26 protein-coding genes are annotated in these 25425 nt (G+C 54.2%); 8 read left to right on the plus strand and 18 right to left on the minus strand.

Annotated features, from left to right (window positions below):
• Window positions 1-190: 190 nt before the first annotated feature.
• Window positions 191-496 carry a DUF3155 domain-containing protein gene (locus RHJ31_RS04360; protein WP_149819587.1) on the minus strand — a complete coding sequence of 102 codons (306 nt, stop codon included), beginning with the start codon at window positions 494-496 and terminating at the stop codon, window positions 191-193.
• A gap of 272 nt (window positions 497-768) precedes the next feature.
• On the opposite strand from RHJ31_RS04360, the gene RHJ31_RS04365 reads away from it, so the two are divergent.
• Complete coding sequence (locus RHJ31_RS04365; protein ID WP_149819585.1) at window positions 769-942, plus strand: hypothetical protein; 174 nt, start codon at window positions 769-771, stop codon at window positions 940-942.
• Window positions 943-2145 carry an anion transporter gene (locus tag RHJ31_RS04370; RefSeq protein ID WP_302677508.1) on the plus strand — a complete coding sequence of 401 codons (1203 nt, stop codon included), beginning with the start codon at window positions 943-945 and terminating at the stop codon, window positions 2143-2145.
• Here the strand turns inward: RHJ31_RS04370 and RHJ31_RS04375 are convergent.
• Window positions 2142-2420: a hypothetical protein gene (locus RHJ31_RS04375; protein WP_149819581.1), complete on the minus strand. Its 279-nt coding sequence runs from the start codon at window positions 2418-2420 to the stop codon at window positions 2142-2144. The two genes, RHJ31_RS04370 and RHJ31_RS04375, sit on opposite strands and share 4 nt — an antisense overlap.
• Window positions 2421-2488: 68 nt before the next feature.
• Window positions 2489-2713, minus strand: a complete 225-nt coding sequence (locus tag RHJ31_RS04380; protein WP_149819579.1) for a replication restart DNA helicase PriA — start codon at window positions 2711-2713, stop codon at window positions 2489-2491.
• A 553-nt stretch (window positions 2714-3266) separates the two neighbouring features.
• Here RHJ31_RS04380 and RHJ31_RS04385 point away from each other — a divergent pair.
• On the plus strand, window positions 3267-4952 hold the full coding sequence (locus RHJ31_RS04385) for an N-acetylmuramoyl-L-alanine amidase (protein ID WP_302677509.1): 1686 nt from the start codon (window positions 3267-3269) through the stop codon (window positions 4950-4952).
• On the opposite strand, the gene rfaE1 is transcribed toward RHJ31_RS04385, so the two are convergent.
• On the minus strand, window positions 4949-5971 hold the full coding sequence (gene rfaE1, locus RHJ31_RS04390) for a D-glycero-beta-D-manno-heptose-7-phosphate kinase (protein WP_302677510.1): 1023 nt from the start codon (window positions 5969-5971) through the stop codon (window positions 4949-4951). The two genes, RHJ31_RS04385 and rfaE1, sit on opposite strands and share 4 nt — an antisense overlap.
• A 183-nt stretch (window positions 5972-6154) precedes the next feature.
• On the opposite strand from rfaE1, the gene glmM reads away from it, so the two are divergent.
• On the plus strand, window positions 6155-7525 hold the full coding sequence (gene glmM, locus RHJ31_RS04395) for a phosphoglucosamine mutase (RefSeq protein WP_206200268.1): 1371 nt from the start codon (window positions 6155-6157) through the stop codon (window positions 7523-7525).
• 55 nt (window positions 7526-7580) lie between these two features.
• Window positions 7581-8513 (plus strand): methylenetetrahydrofolate reductase, encoded by a 933-nt coding sequence (locus RHJ31_RS04400; protein ID WP_302677511.1) that lies wholly within the window; start codon window positions 7581-7583, stop codon window positions 8511-8513.
• On the opposite strand, the gene RHJ31_RS04405 is transcribed toward RHJ31_RS04400, so the two are convergent.
• Both RHJ31_RS04405 and RHJ31_RS04410 read right to left on the minus strand, forming a co-directional pair.
• Window positions 8467-8751 carry a DUF427 domain-containing protein gene (locus tag RHJ31_RS04405; protein WP_302677512.1) on the minus strand — a complete coding sequence of 95 codons (285 nt, stop codon included), beginning with the start codon at window positions 8749-8751 and terminating at the stop codon, window positions 8467-8469. The two genes, RHJ31_RS04400 and RHJ31_RS04405, sit on opposite strands and share 47 nt — an antisense overlap.
• Before the next feature lie 28 nt (window positions 8752-8779).
• Window positions 8780-9502, minus strand: a complete 723-nt coding sequence (locus RHJ31_RS04410) for an ABC transporter ATP-binding protein (protein WP_302677513.1) — start codon at window positions 9500-9502, stop codon at window positions 8780-8782.
• Window positions 9503-9613: 111 nt separating this feature from the next.
• Here RHJ31_RS04410 and RHJ31_RS04415 point away from each other — a divergent pair, with 111 nt between their 5' ends.
• Together RHJ31_RS04415 and RHJ31_RS04420 are read left to right on the plus strand one after the other, a co-directional pair.
• Window positions 9614-10735, plus strand: coding sequence for a polysaccharide biosynthesis/export family protein (locus RHJ31_RS04415; protein WP_302677514.1), 1122 nt, complete (start codon window positions 9614-9616; stop codon window positions 10733-10735).
• 16 nt (window positions 10736-10751) lie between these two features.
• A complete protein-coding gene (locus RHJ31_RS04420) occupies window positions 10752-12980 on the plus strand; it encodes a polysaccharide biosynthesis tyrosine autokinase (RefSeq protein ID WP_302677515.1) in 2229 nt (742 codons plus the stop codon).
• Between the two features lie 7 nt (window positions 12981-12987).
• Here the strand turns inward: RHJ31_RS04420 and RHJ31_RS04425 are convergent, their stop codons facing one another.
• The 7 genes from RHJ31_RS04425 to RHJ31_RS04455 form a co-directional block, all read right to left on the minus strand.
• Window positions 12988-14058, minus strand: coding sequence for a RuBisCO accumulation factor 1 (locus RHJ31_RS04425; protein ID WP_302677516.1), 1071 nt, complete (start codon window positions 14056-14058; stop codon window positions 12988-12990).
• Between the two features lie 52 nt (window positions 14059-14110).
• Window positions 14111-15016 (minus strand): homoserine kinase, encoded by a 906-nt coding sequence (thrB, locus tag RHJ31_RS04430; RefSeq protein WP_286625156.1) that lies wholly within the window; start codon window positions 15014-15016, stop codon window positions 14111-14113.
• A 3-nt stretch (window positions 15017-15019) separates the two neighbouring features.
• Window positions 15020-15682 (minus strand): uracil phosphoribosyltransferase, encoded by a 663-nt coding sequence (upp, locus tag RHJ31_RS04435; RefSeq protein ID WP_149819559.1) that lies wholly within the window; start codon window positions 15680-15682, stop codon window positions 15020-15022.
• Between the two features lie 58 nt (window positions 15683-15740).
• Entirely contained in the window at window positions 15741-16490 is a 750-nt protein-coding gene (gene uppS / locus RHJ31_RS04440) for a polyprenyl diphosphate synthase (protein WP_206200260.1), read from the minus strand.
• 22 nt (window positions 16491-16512) lie between these two features.
• Window positions 16513-17391: a diadenylate cyclase CdaA gene (gene cdaA, locus RHJ31_RS04445; RefSeq protein WP_206200259.1), complete on the minus strand. Its 879-nt coding sequence runs from the start codon at window positions 17389-17391 to the stop codon at window positions 16513-16515.
• Window positions 17392-17411: 20 nt separating this feature from the next.
• Entirely contained in the window at window positions 17412-18764 is a 1353-nt protein-coding gene (lysA, locus tag RHJ31_RS04450) for a diaminopimelate decarboxylase (RefSeq protein WP_302677517.1), read from the minus strand.
• 133 nt (window positions 18765-18897) lie between these two features.
• A complete protein-coding gene (locus RHJ31_RS04455; protein ID WP_302677518.1) occupies window positions 18898-19737 on the minus strand; it encodes a prohibitin family protein in 840 nt (279 codons plus the stop codon).
• A 106-nt stretch (window positions 19738-19843) separates the two neighbouring features.
• On the opposite strand from RHJ31_RS04455, the gene RHJ31_RS04460 reads away from it, so the two are divergent.
• Entirely contained in the window at window positions 19844-20500 is a 657-nt protein-coding gene (locus tag RHJ31_RS04460; protein ID WP_206200256.1) for an ATP-dependent Clp protease proteolytic subunit, read from the plus strand.
• Here the strand turns inward: RHJ31_RS04460 and RHJ31_RS04465 are convergent.
• From RHJ31_RS04465 to RHJ31_RS04485, 5 genes are all read right to left on the minus strand, one after another.
• On the minus strand, window positions 20497-21858 hold the full coding sequence (locus RHJ31_RS04465; RefSeq protein ID WP_302677519.1) for an LCP family protein: 1362 nt from the start codon (window positions 21856-21858) through the stop codon (window positions 20497-20499). The two genes, RHJ31_RS04460 and RHJ31_RS04465, sit on opposite strands and share 4 nt — an antisense overlap.
• Window positions 21859-22048: 190 nt before the next feature.
• Complete coding sequence (sds, locus tag RHJ31_RS04470) at window positions 22049-23020, minus strand: solanesyl diphosphate synthase (RefSeq protein WP_011057594.1); 972 nt, start codon at window positions 23018-23020, stop codon at window positions 22049-22051.
• Window positions 23021-23114: 94 nt separating this feature from the next.
• Window positions 23115-24188: an ABC transporter ATP-binding protein gene (locus RHJ31_RS04475; RefSeq protein WP_302677520.1), complete on the minus strand. Its 1074-nt coding sequence runs from the start codon at window positions 24186-24188 to the stop codon at window positions 23115-23117.
• Between the two features lie 3 nt (window positions 24189-24191).
• Complete coding sequence (locus RHJ31_RS04480) at window positions 24192-24350, minus strand: chlorophyll a/b-binding protein (protein ID WP_206200252.1); 159 nt, start codon at window positions 24348-24350, stop codon at window positions 24192-24194.
• A gap of 57 nt (window positions 24351-24407) precedes the next feature.
• Window positions 24408-25397, minus strand: a complete 990-nt coding sequence (locus RHJ31_RS04485) for a succinate dehydrogenase/fumarate reductase iron-sulfur subunit (RefSeq protein ID WP_302677522.1) — start codon at window positions 25395-25397, stop codon at window positions 24408-24410.
• Between the last annotated feature and the right edge of the window lie 28 nt (window positions 25398-25425).

The following is a 25425-nucleotide window of genomic DNA, read 5'->3' on the forward strand; positions in this document are numbered from 1 at the left end:
GTGAGGAGTGAACGGAAACGTGCGTCTCCGCTATTTCTATTGTAGGGGACAGTTTCCAAATTGCCATAAGTAAATGGCGTAAAAAGATCAAATCTTTAGACCACACCCTAGATCCTCTCACTACCAAAGCAAAAAGAGTCAAGAACAGATCCTGACTCCTCAATAAAACAGATGTTTGTAAAAAAACAGCCTAACGAGTCGTGGCTGCCATTTTCTCTTCTGCCAGTTCCCTTAGGCTAGGGAATAAAAAGTGGTTTTCTTCAACGTACTGCGCACCAAACAAGCCCTTTTCTGCCCAGAAGTAGCGATCGGTGGTGTGCTCATTCCGCTTAACAAGAAGTAAAGCGGGTGGGGTGATCCCCTTGGCTTGAATAAATTTTCGTGCCGCTGTCACAGGTTTATCTTCGCCACTTTCGATGCTATATTGAGGTACGCACTCAAGGATTTTGCGTCCTTCGAGACGCCGCCGGCTCTTCCGCTTCCGTCTTCTGGCCAAGTTGCCTTACCTCCTTTGCCTTCAAAGAACTGTTATTGAGTTTACAAAAGTCGCCCTTTAGTATATCTGGTGTATTCTAGAATTTCAACTTTCCTTAATTTATCGAAACACGATTTATTGACGGACAACGATCCCCAGCTTAGGATCAACGCTTTGCTGATCCCAGTGACCCCACTATAGCAAATTGTGCCACTTGAGAAAGGGGTTCCTTCCATTTGCCCCACAGCCAATGGGCTACCCTAGAGAACGACTGTCTAAGCTGCTGAACCCCTATGATGATCCAACGCTTAGTGCAACGGGTGCTCGAAACCCAAGTGTTAACCTCAGCCATTGAAAACCAAATTTCCCAACTGTTGTGGAAGCGGGAATATGACGGTGATGACATGGCGGCGCTTGGGGAATTGCTCGATGCCCTAGAGGCCAAGAAAATTCAAACCCAACAGTAGGTGCTGCGGTCTCTCCTACAACTTCTGATCCTTGCCCTCAGCTACGGTGCCTTAGCCCTTGGGGGGGTGCCGGGGCTATGTCTGAATCGCGCAACGATCGCCCTTGTGAGTGCGGCTCTTTTGATTGCCTTAGGGGCGATTGATCTACCAGCCGCTTGGCAAGCCATTGATCCCCAAACCATCGTGTTCTTGCTCAGCATGATGATTGTCAATGCTTATCTGGGCTTGAGCGGCTTTTTTCAAATAGCGATGGTGACGGTGGTGCGCTTTAGTGGCAGTCCCTTGGGGTTGTTGGTGTTTCTCGCTGTGGCGACGGGAATGCTATCGGCGGTCTTTCTGAATGATACCCTTGCCCTTGTGACGACGCCTTTAACCCTGCGCATTACCCATGTCTTGGGCTTAAATCCAGTGCCCTATCTGCTGGCGATCGCAGCGGCAACGAATATCGGTTCTGTGGCCACCCTCAGCGGCAACCCCCAAAATATCCTCGTGGGATCGTTTTCCGAGTTAGGATATCTGCCGTTTGCCCAAGTGATGGTTCCTGTCGCAGTGCTGGGGTTAGGGCTGCAAGTGGCTTGGTTGGGGTGGCTCTATCCGGAGGTGCGATCGCGCCAACCCTGTACATTGGCTACGCTCCAACCGGTGCAGGTGCAAAAAGGGTTACTCCACAAGACACTGATTGTCTCTGGGCTGATGTTTTTGGCCTTTCTGCTCGGCTTTCCCTTGGCAGAATCCTCTCTTTTGGCGGCAGCAGCTTTACTGGTCACCCGTCGGGTGAAGCCAGAGCGCATCCTTGCTCAGGTGGATTGGTCACTATTGGTTCTGTTTGCGGGTCTGTTTATTCTTACCCGCTGTATTCAAAACTTTGATTTATTAGCCGTTTTGCGCCCTTGGGTGAATCAGCCCTTGCCCCTCGTGGTGATTACGGCACTGCTGTCAAATTTAATTTCTAACGTGCCTACGGTGCTGCTGCTCGCACAGTTTATCCCCAAAGGTGCCGATCAACTCTGGTACCTACTGGCAGCCACAAGTACCCTCGCGGGCAATCTTACGCTTTTTGGTGCTGTGGCTAATTTAATTACAGTTGAGGCCGCTGCTAGCTCAGGACAGCGGTTTTCCTTTTGGCAGCACTTGCGCTTTGGTGCACCGCTCACAGTGTTGACGCTGGCGATCGCCTACGTTTGGATCGTGAGTCAGACCTAGGGGCTAAAGGTTGGGGTCGTTGCTCCAGAGGCACTCTCAAAGTAGGCCACATCAGACATAATGACAGGCGCATCGGATTCAGGAATGGGCTGCCCTTGACTGAGATAGCCGACACAGCCATTCATCAGGCTATAGACAAAAATCACGCCTCCCGCTGAGATGGCCACGAGGCCACTGGCCAGCAGTAAGGAAAAATCCCGGAGGCGATAGGCACCGTGGAGGAGTCGCACCGACCACAGCACCAATGCCAGTACCAGTAGAAGTAAGATAGCCATATGTAAACTATCTTAACAACTCTCAGGATTTTCCTCATCAATCTTTAGATTCTTCTAATGAATTCTTGCTAGCACAGTGCCCGTGTTCGCTCTATGGTGCAGGTGAGGTTGGCGCCATACTGACCCACATGGGTAATTTCAGGCGTGTAGGCCTCTAACACCCGTCCTGTGCGATCGCACATCGTTAGGACGTAATCACAGTGGGGACACTGGGTGTGACTCACGGAGCCATAGCGTTGGCGAAGGGCTAATTTACCACAGTGAGGACAGTGAATCGTTTGCATGGTAACCATAGTTAAATAATCCTTAAATTCTTTTTGGTGTGTAGGAACTTGTGATAAAGGGCGTTGCGCAAATCTGCGTTTCAAAACAACAAAACTCAACAAATAGTATTGCGCAACATTAAGGGAGTTTATGAGAGAGGACACTTTTTATTATGGATGGATTTTCTAGCGATGGCAATGATCCCAATGTTAAAAAATATGCTAATTCGACGGGGATCAAGGAATTCTACAAATGGCCTTAGAGAAACTTGCTTCGCTTTTCTGAGAGGTGATTGACCTTTATTACAGCCCTTTTCACAAAGATTGAAGAAGATCAAGCTAGGCAAAACTGCCCTCGAAAAGTATTACATTCTCTTTACGTCCTCCCTGCTTTGGAAAAGAAAGGCATCTACCTTACTTGCATTTCTATTCAGCGATGTTTACTTAATGTAATGGTCTGTAACTCTGATCATTGACAACTCAATAGTAATAATCTGAAGAAAATATTAAGAAGTTGAGTGCATGGGGGTAGCCAGTGAAGTGGTTCAGCCTTGGTCTATTAAGTGGATGTTTCGTTGGCTCAATGACCTCAGCAGTAGCACAGGGTTCTCTGCAGGTGGTTTATCCGCCGCGAGAGCACACTACAAGCGCACCCCGGATTTTCTTTATTGGTACAGCACCGCCACAGGTCGTGGTGACACTCAATGGTCGAGTGATTGGCGATCGCTCGCCAGCGGGACACTTTGCCCCCAGTCTTCCCCTGCAACCCGGATTGAATCACATCACCCTGCAAGCAGGGGATCAACGCCTTGACTTTGCCATCACCCGCACGGTGCCCCAAGTACCGACCACCCTACAACCCCTAGAGCCAACAGCCGATTTAGTGCGTCTGCCCAATGAAATTGTTTGCTTTACCGCTGCTGCCCCCAGCGATCGCGCCGTGCAAGTCCAAGTGGGCCAGCGCATTCTGCCCCTAGAACCCCTACCGCCCCAAGTGCAACTGCCCTCTAATCTGGCTGCGCTGATTCATCAAGCGGAGGTGGTCACTGCTCGCCCTTCTCTCTATCGCAATTGCCTCCAGCTCACCGAAGTGGGCGACTATAGCCCGATTCAATGGCAATTAGGAAACCAACGCCAACTGGGTGCCCGCATTCGTGTGGCTGAGCCAACGCAATTACCGGTTGTGGAAGTCACCCGTTCCCTTGGGGGGGTGGCACGCACAGGTCCTAGCACTGACTATTCCCGGCTAACGCCACTGCCAGTGGGAACACGCGCACGGGTACGCGGACAAACGGGGGATTGGCTGCATTTGGACTATGGGGGTTGGATCCGCGCCAATGAAGTGCGGTTCCTCTCCAGTGCTCTGCCGACAACAGCCACCATCCGCAGTATTACCAGCCGTCAGCTTGCGGGTTGGACAGAAATCAGCTTTCCTTTGGATGTGCCCGTACCGATTTCGATTCAGCAGGGCGATCGCCAGTTCACCCTAACGCTCCACAACACGATTCCCCAAACCGACATCATTCGCCTCGATGCCGATCCCGTCATCCAGCGCCTTGACTGGTACCCCCTTGATCAAAACCGGGTGGAGTATCGTTTGACGCTGCATCATCGCCAACAGTGGGGCTATCGTGTGGCCTATGAAGGCAATCGGCTGGTGCTGCAACTGCGTCATCCACCCCAACTCCAACGGGGGACACAACCCCTGCGGGGGATTAAAATTCTCCTTGATCCCGGCCATGGCGGGCCTGAGGACTTGGGAGCACGCGGCCCAGATGGTACGCCAGAGAAGGTCGTCACATTGGCACTGGCCCAAAAACTGGCACCCGAGCTAGAACGCCTTGGGGCAACAGTCATTTTGACGCGCACAGAGGATATTGATCTGGACTTGCCCGATCGCCTTCTCGCCATTGAATCAGCCCAACCCACCCTTGCCCTCAGCTTGCACTACAATGCTCTCCCCGATGCTGGCGATGCCCGTAATACCCAAGGGATTGGCACCTTTTGGTATCATCCCCAAAGCCATGACCTTGCCGTTTTCCTAGAGGGGTATCTCAGTCAGCGACTGCGGCGGCAGCAGTACGGTGTGTTTTGGAATAACCTTGCCCTGACTCGTCCGACAATTGCCCCTGCGGTGCTGCTGGAACTGGGCTTTATGATTCACCCTGAAGAGTTTGAGTGGATTGTTAACCCCCAAGCCCAAGCCGAGCTTGCCCATACCTTGGCTCAAGGGATTCTGGAGTGGTTACAGCAGGCGACGCGGGATTAATCTTCCAGCAAATGGTGAAGGGCTGCCGCCATCTCGGCGGTGGATGTGGTGGCTGTGCCAAACTGACGTACGACAATACTGGCAGCCAAATTGCCTAAAACTGCCGCCTCCCAAAGACTGGCACCCGCCACAAGGGCAAGGGTTAAAGCAGCAACAACGGTATCGCCTGCGCCAGTGACATCAAAGACATCCGTACGGTTAAAGGCGGGTAAATGGTAGGGCGCCGCCTCGCGACTAAAGAGGCTCATACCAGCATCCCCCCGCGTAATCAGCATATATTTAGCCGCCGTCAACTCCAGCAGGTCTTCCCCAGCTCGCAGTACCTCGGCCTCTGTGCGAATTGGGTAGCCCACCGCTGCCTCTGCTTCTGGCAGGTTTGGCGTAAATAGGAAAGCACCGCGATAGCGAGCTAAATCCCGTTGGGTATCAACAATCGTGCGCTCATGCTCTAGGGCAGCCGCAATCACAGGGGGTGTAAAGACACCATCGCCATAGTCGGAGCAAACCACGGCATCGGCAGTCCCCACCTGCTGACGAATAAAGGCCGCTAGCGCCTCCTGAAGGGCTGGGGCAGGCAGATCATCGGACTTGCGATCCACGCGCACAATTTGCTGCGTCACCGACTGGCGAGCATGGCCAGAAATACGGGTTTTCGTCACGGTGGGGCGATCGCCATCCTTAAAGATGCCCCGCGTATCAATCCCTGCCCCTTGAAAAATGCTACAAAGCGCCTCCCCCTGCGGATCTACACCCACCAGACCCACCGCCTGCACCTGAGCACCCAACTTGGCCAAATTGTAGATGGCATTGGCACCGCCGCCGGGCACTTGGCGGGTAAACTCATGGCGCAAAATCAGAACGGGGGCTTCCCGCGAGAGACGCTCCACCTGACCCGTGAGAAATTCATCGAGGGTGAGATCCCCCACCACCAGTACCCGTGCTGAGGAAAAGGACTCCAAAAGGTGTAGGAGTCGCCCTTGGGACGATTGCAATTGCTGGCGCAGGTCGGGTGGTAACATTTGGCTTTGCCTCAATTCCCGCTGATCCAGAATACTCCTGTGGGGGGACACCCATGCGCAGGGCAAGGTTCACAGAGATGATATAGTCCAAAAAGGGTAAATAAATGTTAAGAATCGTCTCCTGCATAGCCAAGGGGATCGACTAGAAAATAGTGAGTATTGGTGTGGCGTGAGGAATCAACCATGACTGGGCAGCAGCCGATTCGGTTCGGAACCGATGGCATTCGTGGACGGGCGGGGGAGTTGCTAACCCCCAACTTGGCCTTGAGCTTGGGATATTGGGTGGGGGAAGTGCTGCGACAAAGGACGGATGCACCCCAGCGCCCCTTTATCATTGGTCAAGATTCCCGCAACTCCAGTGATATGTTGGCCACAGCCTTGGCCGCCGGCTTAACCGCCGCTGGTTTTGAAGTGTGGAATGTGGGCCTGTGCCCGACCCCCTGTATTGCCTACCTAACGGCCACCACAGAAGCCATCGGTGGCGCCATGATTTCCGCCAGTCACAATCCCCCCGCCGATAACGGCATTAAAATTTTTGGCAGCGATGGCAGCAAGCTCAGCCCTGATCTGCAAAAAGAAATTGAAGCCCACCTAAATGCTGGCCTATCCTTGCCCCATACGGAGCACTGGGGGCATTTGCATCATCGTCCCGAATTGCTTCAGCGCTATCGCCATGCGGTGCAAGCGCCCCTTGAGGATCGTCAACCGCTGCGGAGACTGCGGGTGGTGTTGGATTTGGCTTGGGGATCTGCGGTGGCGGTGGCACCGACGGTGTTCCATGCCCTAGGGGCTGAGGTGATTGCTCTCCACGATCGCGCCGATGGCGATCGCATTAATGTCAACTGCGGTTCCACCCATTTAGAACCATTACAACAGGCTGTCCGTGAAACCCGTGCCGCTATGGGGTTTGCCTTTGATGGCGATGCCGATCGCGTGCTGGCGGTGGATAGTCAAGGACGAGTGGTTGATGGCGATCACATTCTCTACTTCTGGGGACAACGGCTTCAGTCGCAGGCACAACTCCCCAAGGATTTGATTGTCGCCACTGTGATGTCGAATCTCGGCTTTGAGCGAGCTTGGCAAGCGCGGGGTGGACAACTGGTGCGGGCTGCTGTGGGCGATCAATACGTCCATGCAGAGATGCTGCGCCACGGTGCCATGCTGGGGGGAGAACAGTCGGGACACATCCTCTGCCGTCACTATGGTGTGGGGGGGGATGGCTTGCTCACAGCGGTTCATTTAGCGACCCTAGTTCAGGATTCCCGTCTATCCTTGGCACAACTGCGAGACCAAAGTTTTACCGCCTACCCGCAAATTCTTCGCAATGTCCGTGTTGACGATCGACAGCGACGACTCCACTGGCAAGAATGTGAGCCTTTGCAACAGATGATTACCAAAGCGCAACTGGATATGGGCGATCGCGGGCGAGTCTTGGTACGTGCCTCTGGGACAGAACCCGTTATCCGCGTCATGGTGGAAGCTGAGCAGCAAAGTGTTGCTGATTATTGGACAGAGACCTTGGTGCAGACGGTGACTGCTTATTTAGCAGCCTAGGAACAGGCGTCACTAGCTTGTATGATAATTGCCTAGTCGCGCTCTAGCCATTTCCTTGTCAGTCTCGCGTTTTCAAGCTGCCTGTGAGCAGGGTGAGTTTCTCATCACCGCAGAGGTTTGCCCCCCTAAGGGTAGGGATGCCAGTACGATGTTGCGCCAAGCAGCCCATCTCAAGGGGCGAGTTCATGCGGTCAATGTCACCGATGGCAGTCGCGCTGTGTTGCGCATGAGTTCTTGGGCAGCCGCCTATTTGTTGCAACAGCAGGGGTTTGAACCCATTTGCCAGATCGCCTGTCGCGATCGCAACCGCATTGCCCTGCAAGCGGATCTCATGGGCATTGCCGCCCTTGGTTTACGCAATATTTTGGCACTCACGGGCGACCCCGTCAAAGCAGGCGATCATCCCCAAGCCAAACCCGTCTTTGATTTGGAGTCTGTGCGGCTATTGCGCGTCATTGGCCAACTGAATCAAGGGGTGGATAGCGAGGATCGCCCCCTAGCCGATGGAGCGACGCAATTTTTTGCCGGGGCAGCGGTTGATCCTCAGTCTGCCAGTTGGTCAGGACTGCAACAACGGTTTGAACGCAAATTGGCAGCGGGTGCTCAATTTTTCCAAACGCAGTTGATTACAGATTTTGATCGGCTAGCCAAGTTTATGGATCAGATTGCGGCGGGCTGTGGGCGACCCATTCTTGCTGGAATTTTTCTCCTCAAGTCGGCCAAAAATGCTCTGTTTATCAATCGCGCTGTGCCCGGTGCACTGATTCCCCAGCACCTTATTGATCGCCTTGCCGCTGCCGCTGATCCCCTCGATGAAGGGATAACTATTGCTGCCGAGCAAGTACAACAGGCGCGGGAACTCTGCCAGGGGGTGCACTTAATGGCGGTGCGCCGTGAGGATTTGATTCCCGAAATTCTCAACCGAGCGGGAATTGCTCCCCTTAGCGCGTCACCTGCACCCCGCGCCAAAACGCCACATAGCCCTTGATATTGGCTGCCGCCGGCTTGGGATCGGGGTAGTACCATGCCGCATCACGATTCACCTCACCATTGACAACAACGTGGTAGTAGCTGGCTGTGCCTTTCCAACCACAAACGGTGTGGGTATTGCTGGGCTGAAAATAGGCCGGATTGAGTGCCTCTGGCGGAAAATAAACATTGCCTTCGACCACTTCATAGCGATCGCTCTCGGCCAAGGTTGCGCCTTTCCAAACTGCTTTTGCCATTGCTTTTTTTTCTCAGTCGTTCCCCTTCTTAAGATAAAGCAGGTGCCGTCAGCGGGCTAGGCACATTGGGGCGATCGGAACGAATTTGACCGTCACGAAACTGAATAATGCGGTGCGTGACAGCCGCCACATCGGGTTCATGGGTCACCATAATTACCGTCATGCCGGCCGCATTGAGTTGCCCAAAGATAGCAAGAATTTCCGCCGTGGTGTGGCTATCAAGGGCACCGGTAGGTTCATCGGCGAGCAGGAGTAGCGGCTGATTGACAATGGCGCGGGCGATCGCCACCCGTTGTTGCTGTCCTCCCGAGAGTTGATTGGGACGATTCTCAAGGCGGTGACCCAACCCCACCTGTTCCAATGCAGCGATCGCGCGATCGCGCCGTTCCTTGGGGGGAACTTGGGCATAGACCATGGGTAGCATCACATTTTCCAGTGCCGTTAGCTGCCCCAGCAAGTAAAACTGTTGAAAGACAAAACCAATCTTGGCATTGCGAATATGGGCGAGTTCATCATCACTGAGGTGTGCCACATCTTGGCCATCGAGAAAGTAGCGGCCAGAGGTCGGGCGATCTAAACAGCCAATAATATTCATCATTGTGGACTTCCCTGACCCCGAAGCCCCCATAATTGCACAGTACTCTCCCCGCTGAATGTTGAGATTCACCTCCCTAAGGGCGTGAACTTCCGTTTCCCCCTGGCCATACACTTTAGAAATCTGTTCTAGGCAAATGAGCGGCGGGTTCAGCATTACAATGAGGTGACAAGGCCATTTGCACTCATTCTAAAGCCTTTTTTCATAACCTTGGTGGCGAATAGATGGCGTATGGTAGAACAAACAAGTGAGTGAGGAGAATGAACCATGGGGTGCAAATCATTGCCAAGGCTACACAACACCGTCATCACCCTGGCGATCGCCAGTGGATTCACCCTTGGGGCAACACTGATGGTACCCCGCTCGGCCACTGCTCAACCCATGCCCGTCAGCCCAAGCTCCTATAGTTTTACCAGCATTAACCCCCTTCAGGACTATCTCCTGGGTGCAGGGGATGTGCTTTTCATTGAAGTGGTCAACCTGCCACCAACAGTTACTAATCAACGACAATTCACTGTTAATCTCGATGGCTCAGTCACCCTACCTTTGGCAGGGCGCGTCATGGTGGGCGGCTTAACTCTCCCCCAAGCGGAGCAGGTGATTCTGAACGCCTATAGTAAAGTCCTCCGCTTTCCAGCAGTAACGGTTACATTGCAGACGCCGCGCCCCATGAAGATTTTAGTGGCAGGTGAGGTGAGCCGTCCAGGCTCCTATGTTGTTCCTTTTACTTCTGTATCAGCTTCTGCCCCCGGTATCGGCCTTTCCGGTGGCTTAACATGGCCTCGCCTGAGCCAAGTCCTTGCTCAAAGCGGTGGAATTACCCAAGAGGCCGATATTCGCAACATTGAGATACGCCGCCAACTGGGGAATGGCCAAACAGCCGTAACCAGAATTAATCTTTGGGAGATGATTCAGTCGGGGGATGCGAACCAAGATATCACGCTGCGCAGTGATGATGTGATTGTGGTGCCCAAGGCGAAGGAAGTGAATGCGGCTGAAGCGGTACGGGTGGCCTCGGCAACGTTTTCGCCACAGGTGATTCGGGTGCAGGTTGTGGGCGAAGTATTGCGACCGGGCTTGGTCGAAGTGCCAGCGAATGCCACGCTCACTCAGGGAATTGGGGCGGCTGGCGGATTCAATGTGCAACGTGCCAATATGTCTAGGGTGACGCTGGTGCGGCTGAATCGCGATGGTACGGTCAGTCGGCGACGGATTCCCTTTAGCTTGGCGGCTCAACCCAATGCCAACAACAATCCGGTGTTGCAACAGGGGGATGTGATTGTGGTGGAACGGTCAGGGCTAACGCAGGTGGGGGATACGATTGGGAATGCCCTGCGGCCTATCGGCGCCTTAGGAACCTTAGGGATTATCATCAATCTATTGAATTAAGAATGGCGTACTACTGATGTCGCTCCCACAAAAGATACCCAATTTACGGGTCGTTGATCGCGAAGCGCGTCCTGCGGGCGATCGCCAGCGAAATCCATCACGGTTCAGCACCAGAAAGAGTTCTCAAAAGGGTGGGCTGCAAGCTTTTAGCGATCGCTGTCGGCGACGGTGGCGACTACTGTCAGGAACGGTTTTACTCTCATTCTTGGTCATGGGGGGGTATGTTTTCTGGCAACCCGAAATGTACGAGGCCTATTTTCGCCTCCTGATGGAACCAGTGAAGGAACCACAGCCTGCGCCAACCCTGACCCCCCGTGATGGCATTGCCAGTACCCTCCCCTCCCCGCCGCCAACCACACCCCCTCCAGTGGATGTGGGGTCACAGATTCTCGTTCTAGAAAGTGACAAAGTACTGGCTCCCATTGCCCAGAAACTACAACAGCAGTATCCTCATCTGACCACGCGGGTTTTAGCTGAGCATCTGGAAATTCGACCAGTGGTTAGTTCCGCCACAGAGCAACTGCCGACCCAAACAAAAGTACTAGAAGTGGCCTATCGCGATCGCCAGCCAGAAATCGTGACCGCAGTATTAAAGGCTGTGGCAGAGGCCTTTGTTGACTACAGCCAGCGCGATCGCCAAGAACAACTCAATCGCACCCTAGAGCAACTGGACAAAGACATCAATCAGCACCTTACAGAATTAGAGCAACTCCAGCAGCAACTCCAAGCCAGCCAACCCCAAGGCACGAGCCTGCAACCCTCAGAACAACTGCGCTTTTTAACAGAACAGTATCGCCAAATCCACAACCTGCGCCAAGCGGCTCGCCTGAAGGCCGTGGAAGCCTACGGTCGTTTTCAAGGGTTTCAAGAACAACTCAAGATGACGCCCGCAGAAGCCCTAGCAGCAGCGAACTTAAGTACCTCCCCTGCTTATCAGCAACAACTGGCACGCATTCAAGAACTGGATCAAGAAATTGCCAAGAATCTAGCCATTTTTCGGGAAGGGACACCCGTTATCCAAGCTCTTGAGGAACAGCGGCGAGTTTTGGTGGAGCAATTGCAGGCGATCGCCCGCCAAGTGATTGGTGAGCAATATCAAGTGGACAACCCCACGACCCTAGGCTTTCAGGGAACAGTGTCACAAACGCTGATTACCAACTACATTACGGCGTGGATTGAATACGAAAACCAGCGGCGCTATGATGCTGAGCTTGCGGCTCCCCAAGCGGCGGTTGCCCAACAATTACAACAACTGAGTAGCCAACTCCCCGCCATTGATCGCCTTGAACATCGGATTCGGACGGCCAACCTCTCCCTTGAGATGCTCAATCAAGCCCGACAGGCAGTGCAACTACAACTGGCGCAGAATCACTTTGCGTGGCAGGTGTTGACGGATTTAGAGAATCCCGCTGTCCAACCCACCTTCCCGCGCTTACTGCTTTTGGCGCTAGGGGCGATCGCCAGCCTTGTGTTGGGGGTTCTGGCTACTTATGTTGCAGATGCAGTCGCCAATACGTTTGTCAGTCCAGCCCAAGTGGAAGATGCCCTCGGCTTGCCCCTCCTTGGCAAAATTCCCAAGGCAACCCCCCAAACCAATCTCCGCTTAGAGCGCGCGGTGAAGGGCAATTCAGGGCTGTGGCAGGTGACTCAAGTCCTACCCTTTGTCGGGGAATGGGTGAAGTTTCAGGAAACCTTTCACCATGTGTTTGCCAACCTCCAGGCCGTGGGTTTGGGGCATTCGTTAGCCGTGATTTCAGCCCTACCCACCGATGGGCGCACCACCGTTGCTCTGCATCTTGCCCTTGCTGCCGCAGGCACGGGGCAGCGGGTTCTGCTGATTGATGGGGATTTACGGCGACCCCAGATTCACCGCTATCTCGGCCTGACGAATGAACAGGGCTTGGCGGATTGGTTAATTCATCGGCGGCACTGGTATAGCGTTGCTCAGGCGCGGCGCGGTCTGGCAATTTTAACCGCTGGTGAGTTGCGGCAACAGCCGATGCGGCTCCTCAGCCAAGACACGCTCAAACAGTTCATGGCTCACCTGAAAAACTATTTTGATCTGGTGATTGTGGATACACCCCCCTTGGCCAACTTTGCTGATGCCAAACTCTGGTCGGGACTGGTGGATCAGACCCTTGTGGTAGTGAATCTGAAGGCACCCCAGCAGCCTGTGCGACTAGCCTTGGCAGATTACAGTTTGGGGCGTGGTAGCGCTCTGGGCGTTGTGGTGAATCTTGCCTAAAGTTAAGCTATTCCTCAAAGAACCAAAGTTCCTTGTTGATACTCTCATCCAGCACTTGGGGGGGGCGTAAGACGAGCAGGAGTTGGCCAAGAATTGGCGCTGTAGGGGGTTCAGGAAACCAAGCCAGTTGGACAGGATCGCTGGCCCTAGGTGCAATCAACAAATAGCGATCGCGATCCCATTCTGGAAGACCACGATCCACTATCAGGAGCACTTGTTCAATGGGGAGTCCCTCAGGCGTGGGCGGTAATTCTGCGGGTAGGTCTGCCACTGGCCAAAGCACCGCGACTGGGTCAACAGCATTCAGGAGAACCTGCCAACTGGGGAGAGCCACGAGGGTCATGGGTTGAGGAACAGCGACTAATTGCAAGGCGCCTGTAGAAGTTAACTGGGGCACTTGATTAAAGGCTGCAGCAGCGAGCGGAGCTGTTCCTGCGACCGGAACGAGGTAGGGCAGGTCTTCAGCGGAATCCAAGCGGTAAAGGGGGAGTCGGGGTTGGCTAGCAGCGGGAACCACGGTAAAGTCCGTCAGCAGTTTTTCAAGCGCTTGGCGACCTGTGGCGGATTCAACAAAGCGAAAGCCTTGGGCAATGAGGCGCGATCGCTGGGCTAAATCGCGTTGCTGCCGCGCCAGTTGCCAATAGTAGCGACCAATGCGATCGCCCACACTCTCACCAAAACCTGCACTCTCATCCTTTTGATAGCTCACGGCCTTGAGGGCACGGCAGACCTCATGAACCGCAGTGACATCCAGTTGTTTCTCAACAATGAGTGTGGCTGCTGCAAGGCGATCGCTCCCTGACAACACCCGCAGTTCATAGAGCAGATCGCTGCCCCGCGTTTGAAAATAGGCACGCACCGCTTCCGGCGCCTCGCGCAGGCTCTGACTCACTTGCAGGGCAATGATCAGTTGATTTTGGTGGATGGGTTCAATGCCCGTGGCCTCAAAAATCGCTTGGGGAGATAGCCCTTGTTTTTGCAGTTGCTGGCATCCGGCTCCCCAATCCTGCCAAGTGCCCTCCTTGCGGCGTAGGCGTTGCAGCACTTCCGTTGTCAGGGCATCCTGTTCTTGACTCATTTAATCACCTCCTATTGACAGGGAAGCATGCTATACAATTGCCTAAGATTGCCTAGCGATCGCGCACCGTTGTCCCTTGGCGTTGAATGGCCAGCACCTCCACCCGTGCCTGCACATCAAACTTTGCCCAAGTCTCCTTGAGGGCAGTGGCAATGGCGGAAGCGGTAACGGGATCCCCGAGGGCTAAAAGCGTGGGTCCTGCGCCACTAATGACCAAACCGTGGGCACCCGCCTCAAGAGCCGCCCTGTGGAGGTCGGTATAGCCTTTGATCAGACTTTGGCGGTAGGGTTGATGCAGGCGATCGCCCAAGGCCAGTTGCAGCCACTCCCGTTGACCCGTTTCCAAACCCCGCAGCAGAGCACCAAGGTGACTGATATTAAAAACTGCATCACCGTAGGTACAGTGGGGGGGCAGCACTTGCCGCGCTGTTTCCGTGGCTAGCTCAAAGTCTGGAATCGCCACAATCGGCACCACATCCTGATCCCAAGGAATCTCTAGCCAATGCCATCCCCCTGCACTCCCTTGGACAGCAAGACGACAGCCCCCTAGCAAGGCCGGCACCACATTATCGGGGTGGCCTTCCATTTCAATGGCCAATTCCAGAACCTCGGTATGACTGAGGGGAAAGCCCGCCAGCCGATTTGCCCCTACTAAGCCGCCAATAATTGCGGTTGCTGAACTGCCGAGGCCCCGTGCGAGGGGAACCCCCAGATCAATCTCTAAATACACAGGTGGGGCTTCACGCCCTAGATATTGATAGAGACGGTGGTAGGCACGATAGGCCAAATTGTCGGAGCTACTGCTGACACCGGCTGCCTCAGTGCCCCGCACATTGACATGGGGGCGATCGCTCAAGGAAAAGGTGAACGTATTGGTGAGGGTCAGAGCGGCTCCTAAGCAATCAAACCCCGGACCCAAATTAGCCGTTGTTGCTGGCACAGTCACCACTGTCATCATCGGTTACACTTCCTCCCCGGTACCAAAGGCGCGATCCCCCGCATCCCCTAAGCCAGGCACAATAAAGCCCTGCTCATTCACTGTCTCATCAATCGTGGCTGCATAGACTTGCACTGCGGGAAAATGGGCACCGAGTTTCTGCAAAGCTGGCGGCGCAGTGACCACGGAAATGATTCGCACCAAGGCTGGGTCAATCCCCCGCTGCACCAGTTCCTGCATTGCTGTCATGATTGAACCTCCCGTCGCCAGCATCGGCTCACTAATCAGGACACGGGTTTGCGGGTCAAACTGCGGGGGCAACTTATTGAGATAGCAACTGGGTTCAAGGGTGGCCTCATCCCGCACAATCCCTAAGTGGTACGTCTTTGCTGTCGGTAAGACCCCTTGGGCACCGTCGAGCAAGGCCAAACCCGCCCGCAGAATGGGTACCACCACGACGGGTACTTGCGGATTCACCACCAGCGCTGCACAGGGGGCAAGGGGCGTTTCAACCACTGTTTCCACCGTTGGCAACCATTCCCGCGCCGCCTCATAGGCCAACCAGCGACCTAGTTCTGTCATGGCTACGCGAAACAGAGGGGTGGGCGTGTTGCGATCGCGAGCCACCGTTAGCCAATGTTGAATGAGGGGATGAGGGGGGACATAAATGCGCAATTGGGGGGTCACAGTATCGCTCCAATACGTACCCGGCGAGCTTTCCTATTCTCCACTGAAATCGTCCCCTTTAGACACGGCCAAATCGCCGCTGTCGCTGTTGGTAATCCCGGAGCGCCTCATGGAAAGCAGCGCGGTCAAAATCCGGCCAGAGGGTCTTGGTGACGTAAATTTCTGAATAGGCCACCTGCCACAGCAAAAAGTTACTGACGCGCATCTCGCCACTGGTGCGAATCAACAAATCGGGATCCGGTAGGCCGCCCGTATACAAATGGCGTTCAAAGAGTACCTCATCAATATCGGCGGGGTCAAGGCGTCCCGCTTTCACTTGGGCTGCAATCGAACGGCAAGCGTGGATAATTTCCCGTCGCCCACCATAGTTGGTTGCCACCACAAATTTAATTTTTTGGTTATTGGCCGTAGCGGTCATCGCTCGCTCAATTTCCGCTTGTAGGGAGTTCGGCAAACACGCCAAGTCACCCACAAAGTGAATTTGCACGCCCTCGGCAACCATTTCCGCCAGTTCCCGCCGCAACACTCGCTCAAAGAGGGTCATCAGAAAATCCACCTCCGGCAGGGGGCGCCCCCAGTTTTCTGTGGAGAAGGCGTAGGCGGTCAGGGCTTCAATGCCCCAATCTTTGCAACAGCGCAGCAGATCCTTGAGGGTGTCCACCCCGCGTTGGTGTCCCATAATTCGCGGTAAATTGCGCTGCTTTGCCCAGCGGCCATTGCCATCCATAATCACCGCCACATGGCGAGGTAGGCGATCGCGATCTAGATCTTCGGGTAACTCAATGAGTGAATGGGGCTGTAGCGTCATGGACACATCCTATTGGCGGAAATTAGCGCAGTGGCCATACAGTCTTCCAAAATTTTAAGCTGTGCCGACGTTGACGGGGTTGTGAAGTTGCCGTCCCTTGATCCTGCACATATTGCCGCAACAATTCCCCTAGTTTACTGCTTGTGAGGGGACGTTGAAGCTCCCCCTTAAAGGCAAGGGAAATTGACCCCGTTTCCTCAGAGACCACTACACAGACACAGTGGCTAATGCGTTCGGTAATCCCTAGGGCGGCGCGATGGCGAGTGCCCAACTGCCAAGGCCCCGTGCGATCCGAGAGGGGCAGGATCAACTTTGCCGCAATCACTTCAGCCCCCCGCACCCAAATTGCGCCATCGTGCAGGGGGGAACTCACCTGAAAAATTGAGGTAATGAGTTCCGGTGAAAGGCGGGCATTGAGGGCGATCCCTGCATGGGTAAAATCTTGGGGGCTGAGCTTTGTATGGGTTTCCAGCAGAATGAGTGCCCCCGTACGATCTTGAGATAATCCCTTCACGGCCGTCACAATCAAATCAACGGCATCATTGGTCAGGCTCGACTCGGCCACGGGCTGCATAAAGCCGAAAAACTGTCCTCGTCCCAACTGTTCCAGAAAAATGCGAATTTCCGATTGCAGAATAACGGCTAAGGCCACCGCAGAGCCAATCACTAAGTTGTGCAGCACAAAGCTCAAAAACTGTAGCTCAATGGCACGACTGAGGGAGGTTGCCAAAAGGAGGAAGATAAAGCCCCGTATCATCCAGAGGGTTCGCCGCTCGGCCACAACCCGCAAAATAGCGTAGGTTAGGGTCAAGACCAAAACCACATCCACGACTGTTCGCACCTTGGCCAGTGTCTGCGAGGACAGCAGCAGCCACGACAAGTTACCTAGGAGGCTTATCATCCCATCGTGCTCGTCACCTCCTAGGGGGCGGGGGTGCTCAATCGCAGGGGCAAGACATCATGGGCCACCAAATCAGCGTAGGTTTCCCGTTGCAGGATCAGGTTGGCTTCCCCCTCACAGACCACCACCGCCGCCGGCCGGGGCACACGATTGTAGTTGGAGGCCATGCTGTAGTTGTAGGCACCCGTACTGGCCACCACTAAAATATCATTGGCTTGCAGGGGGGGTAGGGTGACTTGGGGCAGCAGAATATCGCCCGATTCGCAGTGCTTACCGGCAACACGCACGGTTTCTGTGGCGGCAGTGGTCATGCGATTGGCACACAGGGCTGTATATTGCGCCTGATAGGTAATCGGTCGTGGATTATCGGACATCCCCCCATCGACAGCGATATAGGTGCGTAGCTCAGGAATCACCTTACGGCTGCCCACCGTGTAGGCCGTCACTGCCGCAGGTCCAACGATGGAGCGACCCGGCTCACAGATGAGTTTGGGTAAGGGAAGATGGCGTTGCTGACAGGCTTGGCTCAGTTGATGACTAATGGCCTTTGTCCAGTGGGCGATCGCCGGCGGGTTATCGGACTCGATGTAGCGAATGCCAAGACCACCCCCCACATTCAGTTCGCGCATGGGTAGCATCGCTTCACGGGCTTGAGCCAGCCAATCCACAAGGACATCACAGAGGTCTAAATGGGGTTGTTCCTCAAAAATCTGTGAGCCAATGTGGGCGTGGAGTCCGACCCAGTCCAGTTCGGGATGCGCCTTAGCAAACTGAAGCAACTCTGGAAACTGTTGCGGGTCAAAGCCAAATTTGCTGTCTAGATGTCCAGTGCGGATATATTCGTGGGTGTGGCATTCAATCCCCGGTGTCAACCGCAACATGACGCGCGGTGGGGCCGAGAGATCATGCTCCTCAACGTAGGCAGCAAGGCGCTCTAGTTCTAGCCAGTTATCGGCAACAATCGTGCAATTGACCTCAAGGGCATAGAGGAGTTCTTGGGGGGACTTGTTATTACCGTGGAAGTAAATGTGGCTGGCGGGGACGCCGGCACTCAAGGCAGTGTAGAGTTCACCCCCGGAGGCCACATCAATCCCCAAGCCTTCACTGTGGGCAAGGGCACAGGTGGCCAAGCAGTTCCAAGCCTTTGAAGCGTAGAGCACCAAAAATTCACCACCGTAGGTCTGCTGGAGGGTGTCTTGGTATTGACGGCAGGCGGTGCGAAAGGTGAATTCATCAAGGATGTAGAGGGGAGAGCCAAACTGAGCCACTAACTCCACCACATCACACCCACCAATGGTGAGATGGCCTCGGGCATTGGTTTGCGCAGTCAGGGGTAAAATTTGTTGATTGGCAGCAAGCGGGGTGGAGATCATGGGTCAGTATCGGCAGAAATTAGGGGAATATAAAGAACAAATCGCTATTCTTAATTCTAGGGGGATTTGGGCGATCGCTCCCTTCATCTGTTGAGTCTCTGCTGAACCTGTAGTTCATCGAACCGTCCCTCAGCTATTTTGCTGCTGTCCCTGTCCAATTGAGGAAAAAGGGGGGTAGCCCTTCTTGGCCGTTGATCACAATCACTTGGGGCACTTGGGCACCGCCTTCACGCCATGCTTCGATCGCTTCCTTTTGCAGCACTAACTGGCCACCAGGTGCATTGAGGGTTTCCGCAAGCAGGCGTTGGGCTTCCGCTTTGCCTCGGGCACGGTTAATTTCCGCCTGCGCCTGTTGAGCCGCCTCTTGGGCGATATAGACCGCCCGTTGTGCCCGCTGCTCAGCAATTTGCTTATCCTCGACGGCCTTGGAAAATTCCTCGGAAAAGTCAAGGTTAACGACACTGGTATCCAGTACGAGAATGTGGTACTTGGCTAGGCGATCGCCAAGGGCATGATCAAAATCCTCCTTAAGTTCATCCCGCTTGGTAATAGCCTCCTCCGCCGTGCGACGGGCAGCAGCAATTTTGAAGGCCTCTTGGGTCTGGGGAGCAATGATTTTGGCGACGATATTTTCTAGGGTCCCTTGGGTGCGGCGCACATCCACGATGGCCATGGGGTCTAGGCGAAAGTTGATGGCAAAACTGGCGGTAATGTCCTGCAAATCTTTGGTGGCACTTTCCGCTGGCACTTCAAACTTCTGTACAGTTACGTCATAGACATCCACACTGGCAATAAACGGCGGTTTCCAGTGAATGCCCTCGAGGAGGGGAGTATCCTGAGCTTTACCCAAAATACTCAGCACCCCTGCTTGGCCGGGATTAATAATCACCACGGCATTCAAAAGGACAACCAGCAAGACAATGGCGATCGCCACCACTGAGGAGGTGAGCCGCGAACTGAGGAGTTGATTCATGACCCAAGAATTGGATTTCTGCTTTGATTATAGGCGGTGCTTGCCGCCGATCCGGAAGGCAATTCCTTGCTAGAGTACAGATAGTCTGTCATTTGCTGAGCGTCCTATGCGGTTGCCCCTTACTGCTGCCCAAGCGGCCTACTATGGTGATGCCTACTATCGCACCCCACCCCCCGATCTCCCTTCACTGCTGTTGAAGGAGCGGATCGTCTATCTCGGCATGCCTTTGGTGCCAGCGGTTACGGAGCTGATCATTGCGGAACTGCTCTATCTGCAATACGACGATCCCGAAAAACCCATCCGCATTTACATTAACTCGACGGGAACCTCCCGCTACGATGGCGAACCCATTGGCTTTGAAACAGAAGCCTTTGCCATCTGCGACACCATGCGCTACATTAAGCCCCCTGTGCATACGATCTGCATTGGTCAAGCGATGGGGATGGCCGCCATGTTGCTCTCAGCAGGGACAAAGGGGTATCGAGCCAGTTTACCCCACGCCACGATTGTTCTGCACCAAACCAAGAGCTATGCCCAAGGACAGGCCACCGATATTCAAATTCGTGCCAAGGAGGTTCTGGCCAATAAGGCAATGATGGTGGAGATTTTGGCGCAAAATACCGGTCAACCCCCCGAACGCATTACCCGCGATATGGATCGGCTGCTTTATATGACGCCGCAAATGGCCAAGGAATACGGCATTATTGACCGCATCCTCGAACCCGAAGCGATGACCAAGAAACTGCCCGCCACTCTCACCTAGTGCAAGACGGCTGCCCAGTCGCGGCCAATGCGAATCGTAATATCCGAAGACAGCACCCCCGTGGAGTTGGCGGATACTCGCCCCATGCCAAGGACAGAACGAATCATTTGCGCAGCCCCAATATCCCCTTGCTGTGCCACAATCTCTGTTTCGGGGGTTTGCTGATACCACTCTTCACTGATGATCACATTGGTATAGCCGTGGTGGGCGAGGAAATCCGCCATGTCTTGGGCAGCGTCACTGCTACCGGAGGCATTTTGCAGCGCAATGCGTAGCGTCCCTGTTTCACGCCACGTATGGTCAACCAGCTTTGAGGGGCGATCGCTAAAGTGCTCAGCAACCACCCGATCAATGCGGTCATAGTCAGGAAGCCAGTAGCTGACCTCATAGCCATCACCACTAAAGCGTCCCGGCAGCAGAATCAAACGCAGGTTGTCTGGCTCAATGCGCAAACTAAATTGGGCGATCGCCATCAGTTCGGCAAAGGTTAAATCCGTATCCACATATTTTTGCAGGACGCTGTAGATTTTCGGCACCTGGGTCAGCATGACGGGATTGGCCAGTTTCTTTTGCAGCGCCTTGATCAGCATTTGCTGCCGCTGGGCACGACCAATATCCCCCAGTTCATCGTAACGAAAGCGAACAAAGCCCTCTGCTTGCTCCCCGTTCAGGGTTTGCAGCCCCGGTTGAAGATCAATGTAAAGTTTTTGGGTGTGATCGGTATAAACCATCCGCTTGGGCACGTTGACCTCGACACCGCCCACCAGATCCACCAATTCTCGAAATGCATCTGTATCAATGCGAATGTAGCGATCAATGGGGGTATAGTTGAGGATTTCGCTGACCACCCGCACCGTTAGATCGACCTCTCCATAAACATTGGCCGCATTAATTTTGTCGATGCCATGTCCGGGAATTTCCACACGGGTATCACGGGGAATGCTCAAGACCGTAATCGTGCCATTTTCAGGGTTAAACCGCGCCAGCAGCATCGTATCCGTGCGACCACGGAACCGTTTCGGAGAACCTTCAGGGGCATCCAAGACGTTATCTACCCCCAGTACCAAGAGGTTCACTGGCCGACTCATGCCATACTGGAACCCCCGTGTCATCATTTCCAGCCAAGAGAGATCCCGTTGGCCACGATGGTTCGTGCCCTGAAAGGGTGACATCAAAACAAATGTCATGCCCGCAAAGGCAGAAACCAAGGACACACCACTAAAGGCAGCAATCCAGCCTAGGGTACGCCATGGCGAAGGGCGCGATCGCTGACCCCTGCTTTTTTGAGATACTTTTTGCCTTCCCCGACCACCCACAGTAGAACTCACCGATTTACGCTGTTGAACGCCTCTTGCCACAAACTCACTCCCGAAATAAAAACCAATCGTGGGCTAGTCGGGTGGACGCAATCCCTGTCTTTAGTGTAGGGGATTGATTACTGATCCCGCACTTATACCTATTGGACTCCCTCATGGAAGTCTTGTTTCTGTTTTTCGCCCAGTTCCTGAAATTTATGCGCTGGGCATTGGAAATTTTGCCGCTGGCAGCTTAATAGAGCCGCTCAAGGACATAATCGGTCAACTGGCTGAGGGCCTGACGCGGTTCCGACGGAGGCAGCACTTCAAGCGCCGGTAGAGCCGCTTGGGCATATTCCTTGGCTAAATTGCGGGCGTCTTCAATGGCACCACTTTGGCGCACTAGGTTGAGGGCGGTTTCCAAATCCCCTTCTTCACTAAACTCTCGCTCAATGAGGGTATGCAAGTAGGGCGCTTTGGGTAGGGCAAAGAGAACCGGTGCAGTTAGGTTGCCATCCCGCAGATCTGAGCCAGCGGGTTTCCCTAGTTCTGCGGTGGAGCGGGTGAAGTCAAGGATGTCATCGACGATTTGAAAGGCTAGACCCAAATTTTTGCCGTAGGTGTACATGGCCTCGATGGTTTCTGGCGGCGCTTCACTGAGAACCGCTGCCGCCTTGGCACTGTTGGCAATGAGGGAAGCCGTCTTGTAGTAGGTTTTCAGTAGATAGTCGTCTAGGGTAATGCTGGTGTCAAAGCGGTTAAAGCCTTGGCGAATTTCCCCTTCAGCAAAGTCTTTGATCACTTGGGAGAGGAGCTTCACCACTTGCAGGTTATCCAAATCCGCTAAGTACCAAGAGGCTTGGGCAAAGAGAAAGTCTCCTGCTTGAATGGCCACCCGATTGCCAAAAACACTGTTGACCGTGGGCACACCGCGCCGTAGTTGCGCTTGATCCACCACATCATCGTGAAAGAGACTGGCGGTATGAATCATTTCCGTAATTTCTGCCAAGCGGCAGTGCCGGGGAGTAATCCCCTGATCGGGCAGCGTGGCTCGCGACACCAAAAAGACAATGGCGGGTCGAATGCGCTTACCACTGGCAGCAAAAAGATGTTCGGCGGCAGCAGAGAGTACGGCGTGTTGTGCTCCAATCAGTGCCTTCAGGTTCTCCGTTAGTACACAGAGATCCGCTTCGACAGGTGAAAAAAGAGAGGTTACCGAAGTCATGGACGGGCTGGCCGCAGAAGTTACGAAATTTTACAGAATCCTAGTTGTATTCTAAGCGAACCCTCCAATCTTGGGTAAGGGTTCCGATGAATTTTCAGCTAGGCTCAAAATTGAGAGCCACCCCGCTCGTAGGGTCAAACAGATAAAGATGGCGAGCCTGCAACTGGAGAGGGTCACCCATTTGAGGGATTTGGTGATTAGGGGCTAACCACAGCAGTTCTTGGGAACTATCCATGAGGCGACAGCGGACAATGGCTTCGCGGCCTAGGGGTTCAACGAGGGTGGCGATCGCTCCCAAGCCCTTCTCACTGATAGACAAATGCTCTGGGCGAATGCCCACGGTGAGGGGTTGTTCACTTTTTAGCGGCCAATGGGGGGTGTCTGGACAGGGCAAGGGCTGCTGCGCTATCCACAGGCGGCTGCCATCCCAGCGAGCGGGCAGTAAATTCATCGGTGGGGTGCCCAAAAATCGCGCCACCATGGTATTGGCGGGTTTGTCGTAGAGATCAGCAGGGGTGCCAATTTGCTGGATTTGACCGCGATCCAGCACCACAATGCGATCGCCAAGGGTCATGGCCTCCACTTGATCATGGGTGACATAGAGGGTGGTAATGCCCAGTTGTTGATGTAATTGTTTCAGTTCAGCACGGGTTTGTTCCCGCAATTGGGCATCAAGGTTGGAGAGGGGTTCATCGAGGAGAAACACTTGGGGCGATCGCGCCAAGGCCCTTCCCAAGGCCACCCGCTGTTGCTGACCACCGGAGAGTTGACGCGGTTTGCGCTGCAGCAGGGACTCAATCCCCAGGAGCTTAGCCACTTGAAGAATCCGTTGCTGCCGTGTGGCCGGATCAACACCGCGCATTTTCAGACCAAAGCCAAGGTTTTCGGCCACGGTCATGTGGGGATAGAGGGCATAGTTCTGAAAGACCATTGCCACATCGCGATCGCGCCCACTCAGGCCATTGACACAGGTCTCCCCAATATAAATCTCGCCACTGGTGGGCTGCTCTAGGCCAGCAATAAGCCGCAACAGGGTAGATTTGCCACAACCCGAAGGCCCGACAATCACCCAAAGCGCCCCTGCGGGCACAGTTAGAGAGAGTGGACCAATTCCCACTCCTGGAGCAAATCGCCGCGTGACTCCCTCTAAGCGCAGTGTGGCCGCCACAACCTATCGCCAGCCCACCCACGTAAAGAAATCTTGGCCAGTGACCCACTCCAGCACCAGCAGGGCAATAAAGCCAACCATGGCAAAGCGGCCATTGATCAGCTCTGCATAGCGCGACCAACCAAATTGTGGGGTCAAATCATCAGGTGTCGGTTCACTCATGGTGTTTAGGTATGCAAAACAACTTCTTTAGCTTGGCATAGAGCCTTCACTTTGTACTCACATTTTAGAAGAGGGCTGTTTCTGCTGTAGGGCGGTGATCACTGCCTTAATTTGGGCTTGACCAGCAGACTTTGCAAATCGCAGCGGAAACTTACCCCGTCGCAATAACCGCCAGCCCAAGGGGGCAAGGCTTGCCACACCCTTGAGATCTCGAAAACGATTGCCCACTACTTGGAGGCCAAATTGTCGCTCATCCACCCAGCCGCCTTCTTTCACCAGTTCCAAGAGCACTTGCCGATGGCGGAGGGGTCGCTCTTCATTGCGGCTTGCCCCTGTTGAGCGGGCTAAAATGGCCTGCTTGATCTCACTAATGCGATCGAGGGGTTGTACGCCCACGGGACACACGGTGTTGCAATTAAAACAACGGGTACAGCCCCACACGCCACTGGTGGCAGTGTTGTATTGGTCTAGGCGTTGGTCAGTTTCGCTATCGCGGGTATCGGCCACAAGGCGAGCCGCTTTGGCAAGGGCATGGGGACCGACAAAGTTGGGATTGACTTCCACGGCATTGCAGGCACCGTAGCAGGCGCCACAGAGAATACAGTTACCCGCAGCATTGAGTTTGGCGCGATCGCTGGGGGATTGGAGAAACTCCCGCTCAGGCACTTGTCGTGCCGCTGTACCCACATAAGGATTAACGGCTGAAAGTTTTTGCCAAAAATCGCTCATGTCCACGACAAGGTCTTTGAGGACAGGCAAATTCCCCAAGGGGGCGATCGCAATTTGGTTGGGAACAGGACTATTGGCTAACTCGGCGCGAATACTTTGCTGACAGGCAAGGGCAGAACGACCATTAATGGTCATCGCGCAACTGCCGCAGATGGTGTTTCGACAATTCTTGCGAAAGCTAAGACTACCGTCTTGGTATCCCTTGATTTGAATGAGGGCATCAAGAATGGTGAGGGAAGGATCAATCTCTAGTTCAAAGGTTTGCCAATAGGCGCTCTTGTTGGGTGCTTGGCGGCGAATCGTCAACTGAATTGTCATATGCTGGCGTCAGCCCAGTGTAGTTTCC

The sequence above is a fragment of the Thermosynechococcus sp. JY1331 genome (assembly GCF_031583475.1).
Classification (GTDB): domain Bacteria; phylum Cyanobacteriota; class Cyanobacteriia; order Thermosynechococcales; family Thermosynechococcaceae; genus Thermosynechococcus.